1 protein-coding gene is annotated in these 6,899 nt (G+C 72.7%); it reads right to left on the bottom strand.

What is annotated here, in order from left to right:
• Positions 1–6,899: type I polyketide synthase (locus ACFY0P_RS51925; protein ID WP_388929496.1), on the bottom strand; the 6,899-nt coding region annotated here is incomplete at both ends.

Raw genomic sequence — 6,899 nt, 5'->3', positions numbered from 1 at the left:
CCGAGTGCTCCGGTGCCGCCGGTGATGAGGACGGTGCCGTTGGGGTTGAGGGGTCGTGGGGTGGGTGTCGCGGTCACCCGCACCAACCGCGGCACGTACAGCCGGCTGCCGCGTAGCGCCACCTGAGGCTCACCACTGGCCAGAGCGGCAGGCAGCGCCTCCCGCGGGCTGCCCTCCGCGTCCAGGTCGAGCAGCACCAGACGGTCCGGGTGCTCCGACTGCGCCGATCGTACGAGTCCCCAGACGGCGGCGCCGGCCAGGTCGATGTTCTCCTCGACCGTGGCCCGCCGGGTGATCACGACCAGCCGGGAGGCCGCCAGCGCCTCCTCCGCCAGGAACGCCTGTACGGCGCCGAGCGCGCGCTCGGTGGCGTCCTGGACGTCGGCGCCCGGTTCGGCCGGCACCACCGCCACAACGGACGGGACCGAAGCCGCGGTCAGGTTCTCCAGGCCGGTGAACGACCCGGCAGCCCCGTCGAGTTGCTCACCCCACGAGACCCAGTGCACGGATTCGGCGGGCGCGCTGACGGGCTGCCACTCCAGCCGGTAGAGGTTCTTCGGCGCGGCCCCGATGTCGGCCTTGCGGAGAGCCAGCCCCGCCACCTCAAGCACCGGGTGTCCCTCGGCGTCGGCGATACGCACCGCGACCTCGCCGTCGGCGCCCGGCGTCACCGACACCCGCAGCGCCGAGGCACCGGACGCGAAGGCCGTCACCCCGCGCCAGGCGAACGGGACTTCGCCCTGCAACTCCCTGGTCAGCCCGACACCGTGCAAGGCGGCGTCGAGCAGCGCGGGGTGGAGAGTGTATCCGTCGGCTGCGACGCCCTCCGGCAGAGAGACCTCGGTGTGTACGGTCGCCCCCTCCCGCCACGCTGCGGTGACTCCCTGGAAGGCCGGCCCGTACCCGTAGCCCGCGACGGCGAACCGGTCGTAGAGGCCGCCGACGTCGACAGCCTCGGCGCCCTCGGGAGGCCACACCGCGACCCTGGCCGGAGCCGCCCCGCCCTGCCCCAGGGTGCCGGACACATGCCGCGTCCAGCCTGCGTCATCGACGCCCCGCGTGTGCACGGTCAGGGAGCGCAGCCCGGCGTCATCGGCGGTGCCGACCACGACCTGGACCCGTACCGCCCCGCGTTCCGGCAGGACCAGGGGATGCTCGACAGTCAGTTCCGTCACATGCTCGCAGTCCACCCGGCCGGCCGCGTGCAACGCCAGCTCCACGAAGCCGGCGCCCGGGAAGAGGAGTTGCCCGGCCACCGTGTGGTCGGTCAGCCACGGATGCTCCTGCGCCGACAGCAGCCCGGTGAGTACCAGGCCGTCCCCCTCCGGCTGCTCCACGGTCGCTCCGAGCAGCGGGTGCCCGGCGTCTGCCAGCCCCAGCCCCTCGGCATTCGCGGGCGCCCGCACGGATTCCAGCCAGTACGAGTCGCGCCGGAACGGATAGGTGGGCAGGCCGACCCGCTCCGCGCCGGGGAGCAGAGCGTGCCAGTCGAGTGCCACACCCTGGGCGTGCAGGTGGGCGAGGGCGGCGGTCAGGTCGGGATGTGGGACGGGGACGGTGGTGGGGGCGTCCAGGGTCTGATGGACCAGCGGGGTGAGCGTGGGGGCAGGCGCGAGCTCGACGTAGACAGCGGCCCCGGCCTCGTCGAGAGTGCGGACGCCGTCGCGGAAGCGGACGGCCTCGCGGATGTGGCGGACCCAGTAGTCGGGGGTGAAGTCCTGCACCAGGCCGCCGGTGACGTTGCCGGCGACGGGAATGGTCGGCGGACGGTACGTCAACTCCACTATCACATTGCGGAATTGGTCGAGGATGGGGTTCATGTGGGGGGAGTGGAAGGCGTGGCTGACATCGAGCTTGCGGGTGCGTCGGCCGCGTTCTCGCCACAGCTCGGCGAGTTCGGCGACTTTCTCTTCGTCGCCGGAGAGGACGAGGGAGTGGGGGCTGTTGATGGCGGCGATGGCGATGTGGTCGTGGAGTCCGTCGAGGTCGGTCTGGAGTTCGCCTTCGGTGGCCTGTATGGCGATCATGGTGCCGCCGGTGGGGAGTTGTTGCATGAGGGTGGCGCGGGCGGCGACGAGGCGGGCGGCGTCCGACAGGGTGAGGACTCCGGCGGCGTGGGCGGCGGAGATTTCGCCGATGGAGTGTCCGGCGAGGTAGTCGGGTCGTACACCGAGGCTGTTGAGGAGCTTGTAGAGGGCGGTGTGGTAGGCGAAGAGCGCGGTCTGGGTGTAGAGGGTCTGTCCCAGCAGCTCGTCGCTGTCGCCGAACATGACCTCGCGCAGGGGTTGTTCGAGGTGCGGGTCGAGGAGTGCGCAGACCTCGTCGAGGGCTTCGGCGAAGACGGGGTGGGTGTCGTACAACTCCCGTCCCATGCCCGGCCGTTGTGAGCCCTGTCCGGAGAACAGGAACGCCACCTTCGGCGTGTTCATCGCGGTGCCGCGCACCACTGCCTCGGCCTCGCCACCCTTCGCGGCGAGGGTGGTGAGGGCGGTCCGGGCCTGTGTGGCGTCGGCTGCCAGGATCACCGCGCGGTGCTGGAAGGCCGTACGGGTGGTGGCGAGGGACAGGGCGATGCCGGCGAGCTGCTCGCGGGAGGCGTCCTGCACCACGGTCACGAGCCGATCGGCCTGGCGTCGCAGGCCGTTCGCATCGGCGGCGGACAGGGCAAGGGGCACTCGTGGCGGAACGACCGGAGAGGCGTCCTCGGTGTCGGCGGATTCGGCCTCGGGTGCGGCGACACCTTCGAGGATGACGTGGGCGTTGGTGCCGCTGATGCCGAAGGAGGAGACGGCGGCGCGGCGGGGGCGGTCGACGTCGGGCCACGACGTGTGCTCGGTCAGCAGGGCGATGGTGCCCTCGGTCCAGTCGACATGGGGCGTCGGCTCATCGATGTGGAGGGAACGGGGGAGTTCGCCGTGGTGGATGGCCTGGATCATTTTGATGATGCCGGCGACGCCTGCGGCGGCTTGGGTGTGGCCGATGTTGGACTTCACCGAGCCGAGGTGGAGGGGGTGTTGGCGGTCCTCGCCGTAGACGGCGATGAGGGCCTGTGCCTCGATGGGGTCGCCGAGTCGGGTGCCGGTGCCGTGGGCTTCGACGGCGTCGATGTCGGTGGGGGTGAGGCGGGCGTTTTCCAGGGCTTGGCGGATGACGCGTTGTTGTGCGGGGCCGTTGGGTGCGGTGAGTCCGTTGGAGGCGCCGTCCTGGTTGACGGCGGAGCCGCGGACGAGGGCGAGGACGGGGTGGCCGTTGCGGCGTGCGTCGGAGAGGCGTTCCAGGAGGAGGAGTCCTGCTCCTTCGCCCCAGCCGGTGCCGTCGGCGGCCGCGGCGAAGGGTTTGCAGCGGCCGTCGGGGGACAGCCCCCGCTGCCGGCTGAACTCCACGAAGACGGCAGGACTCGCCATGACCGTGACACCCCCGGCGAGTGCCAGTGAGCACTCGCCCTGGCGCAGCGACTGGGCGGCGAGGTGGAGGGCGACCAGGGAGGAGGAGCAGGCGGTGTCGACGGTGACGGCGGGGCCTTCCAGGCCGAAGGTGTACGCCACCCGGCCCGACGCCACGCTGCCCGCGCTGCCTGTGACCAGGTAGCCCTCGAAACCGTCGGGGGCCTTCGTGTGCCGCGAGCCGTAGTCGTCGTACATGACACCCGTGAACACACCGGTATCCGTCCCCTGCAGGGACGCCGGGGTGATACCGGCCCGCTCGAACGCCTCCCAGGCGGTCTGGAGCAGGAGTCGCTGCTGGGGGTCGGTCGAGAGGGCCTCGCGGGGGGACATCCCGAAGAACGCCGGGTCGAACTCGGCGGCACTGTGCAGGAACCCTCCGTGCCTGCTGTAGCTGGTCCCCATGTGCTCCGGATCGGGATCGTAGAGCCGGTCCAGGTCCCAGCCCCGGCCGGTCGGGAACGAGGTGACCGCGTCCCGGCCCTCCGCCACCAGGTCCCAGAGCTGTTCGGGGGTCTCGACCCCGCCCGGGTAACGGCACGCCATCGCCACGATGGCGATCGGCTCGTCGACGGCGGTGGCGGCGGTGGGTGCGGCAGGCGTGTCCGCGTCGCCGGTGGTCGGCACCAGTTCGGCGAGCAGCCGGTGCGCCAGCACGTCCGGTGTCGGATGGTCGAAGACGAGCGTGGCGGGCAGCCGCAGGCCGGTGGCCGCGTTGAGCCGGTTGCGCAGTTCGACGGCGGTGAGCGAGTCGAAGCCGATCTCGTTGAAGGCCCGATGGGGATCGATGGTCCGCGCCGATGCGTGCGCGAGGATGGTCGCCACGTCGGACCTGACCAGATCGAGGAGCAGTTCCGCCTGCTGTTCCGGCTTCAGTCCCGCCAGCCGGGCCCGCAGCGCCGCGCCACCGTCCGCACCGGACCCCCGGCGCACGGGGGAACGCACCAGACCGCGGAACACCTCCGGCAGCGCACCGCCGTTCGCCTGGGCACGCAGTGCGGGGAGGTCGAAGCGAGCGGGTATCACCGTGGCCGGGTCCGCGCGCAGTGCGACGTCGAAGAGCGCGAGGCCCTCGGCCGGGGTGAGCGCGGCGATCCCGCCACGGGCGAGGCGGGCCAGGTCGGCCGCGTCGAGGCCCTCCGCCATCGCGCCGTCCTGCTCCCACAGACCCCACCCGAGGGACACGGCCGGCAGGCCCTGGGCACGCCGTTGCCCGGCCAGAGCGTCGAGGAAGGCGTTGGCGGCGGCGTAGTTGGCCTGTCCCGGCGTCCCGACCGTTCCCGCGACCGACGAGAACAGCAAGAAGGACGCCAGTGGCAGTTCGCGTGTCAGTTCATGCAGGTGCCAGGCCGCGTCCGCCTTCGGCCGCAGCACGGCGTCGAACCGTTCCGGTGTCAGCGCGGTGATCACACCGTCGTCCAGTACGCCGGCCGCGTGCACGACCGACGTCAACGGGTGTTCGGTCGGCACGCCGGCGAGCAGAGCCGCCACGGCGGCACGGTCTCCGGTGTCACAGGCCGCCACGGTGACCTCCGCGCCGTGCGCGGTCAGCTCCGCCTCCAGCGCGAGCGCGCCGTCGGCCTCCCTGCCGCGTCGGCTCACCAGCAGCAGGTGACCGACTCCGTGTTCGGCGACCAGGTGCCGGGCCAGCAGTCCGCCCAGCGCCCCCGTTCCGCCGGTGATGAGCACGGTCCCGCCGGGTGCGAAGGCGGGTGCGGCCGCGCCGCCGTCCCGCTCCGTGGTGAGCGTGACCAGGCGTGGCACGCGGACGACTCCGGCACGCACGGATGACTGGGGCTCCCCGGTAGCCAGCGCGTGGGCCACGTCACCCGTGGGGACCAGGTCCGCGAGGACCACGCCTCGCGCTCCGGTGGCGACGCTGTCCTCGAGCCGGCCGGTGAGGTCCGTGAAGGTGTCGTCGTCGAGGTCCAGCAGGACGAACCGCTGCGGGTGCTCGGCCTGGACCGAGCGCATGAGGCCCCAGACGGCCGCGGCCGCCGGCGCGACGGTATCGGAGTCCACCGCGCGGTGCGTGACGACGACCAGTTGCCGCCCCTCGGGTGCCTCCGCCGCGAGGTGCTCCTGTACCTCGGTCAGCACGCGGTGCACCAGGGCCCGGGCGGCCTCCGGCGGCGAGAGGAGGGGGTCGGCCTCGCACAGCAGCAGGGTGTACCCGGCGCCCGCGGCTCCAGAGCGCTCCGGGAACCTTCCGTCCGTTTCGGCGGCGACCCACTCCAGATGATGCAGCGGCGTACGACGGCCGCTCGACAGGGCACCCGTCGGCAGGGCCCGGACGGCCAGACCGTCGGCGGCCGCCACCGGTACACCGGCCGGATCGGTGACCGTGACCCGGAAGAGGTCCTCACCGGTCCGCGTGAGCGCGACCCTGGCTTCCCGCGCCCCGGTGGCGGACACGCTCAGCCGCGACCATGAGAAGGGCAGCCGGATCTCTCCGGGCCGGTTGAAGACGGTCAGCGGCCGGATCGCCGCGTCCAGCAGCGCCGGGTGCAACACATGCCCCGAGACCTCGGCATCGTCGGGCAGCGCCACCTCCGCGAACAGTTCGTCGCCCGCCCGCCAGGCCGCGCGCAACCCGGCGAAGAGCCCCGCGTAGTGGTACCCGTCGTCCGCCAGCCGCTCGGCCAGTTCGGACACGTCGACCGGTACCGAGCCCTGCGGAGGCCACACCCCGGGACCGGGCACGACGGGCAGCGTCTCGGCCGTGAGCATTCCCGTGGCGTGCCGCACCCACGGCCCGTCGTCACCGGCCCGCGCGTGGATCTCCACGGCCCGGTCGCCGTCGCCGTCGGCCACGACCACCTGGAGCCGTACCGCTTCCTGCGCGGTCAGCACCAGCGGGCTCTCCACGGTCAGCTCGGTGACCCCGGCCAGACCGAGCCGCGCTGCCGCGTACAACGCGAGGTCGACCAGGGCCGTCGCCGGCACCAGCACCACACCCGCGATAGCGTGATCCGCGAGCCACGAGTGCGTCGCCAGCGACAGCCGACCGGTCAGCAGCAGCCCCGACCCCGCCGCGGACTCCACCGCGGCGCCCAGCAGCGGATGGTCCACGGCGTCCAGGCCCGCGGTCAGCACCCCGCCCGTCGCCAGCCGTGGTGCCAGCCAGTAACGGCGGCGGGCGAACGCGTACGTCGGTACGTCCACGAGCCCCGCCCCCGGGTACAGCGCAGCCCAGTCCACCGGTGTCCCGTGCACGTTCAGGCGGGCGAGCGCGGTGAGCAGAGCGAGCGGCTCCGACCGGTCCCGACGCAGCGCGGCGACCACCTGCCCGGCGCCCTCGGGGAGGGACTGCTGGGCTAGCGCGGCCAGCACACTGTCCGGGGCGAGTTCGAGGTAGGTGGTGGTTCCGGCTTGGTGGAGGGTGTGGATGCCGTGGTGGAAGCGGACGGCTTGGCGGATGTGCTGGGTCCAGTAGTCGGGGGTGAAGTCGTGCAC

The sequence above is a fragment of the Streptomyces sp. NPDC001714 genome (assembly GCF_042892755.1).
GTDB lineage: Bacteria > Actinomycetota > Actinomycetes > Streptomycetales > Streptomycetaceae > Streptomyces.
The sequence above is the reverse complement of the archived record's forward strand: the minus strand, read 5'-3'. Positions and strand labels throughout refer to the sequence as shown.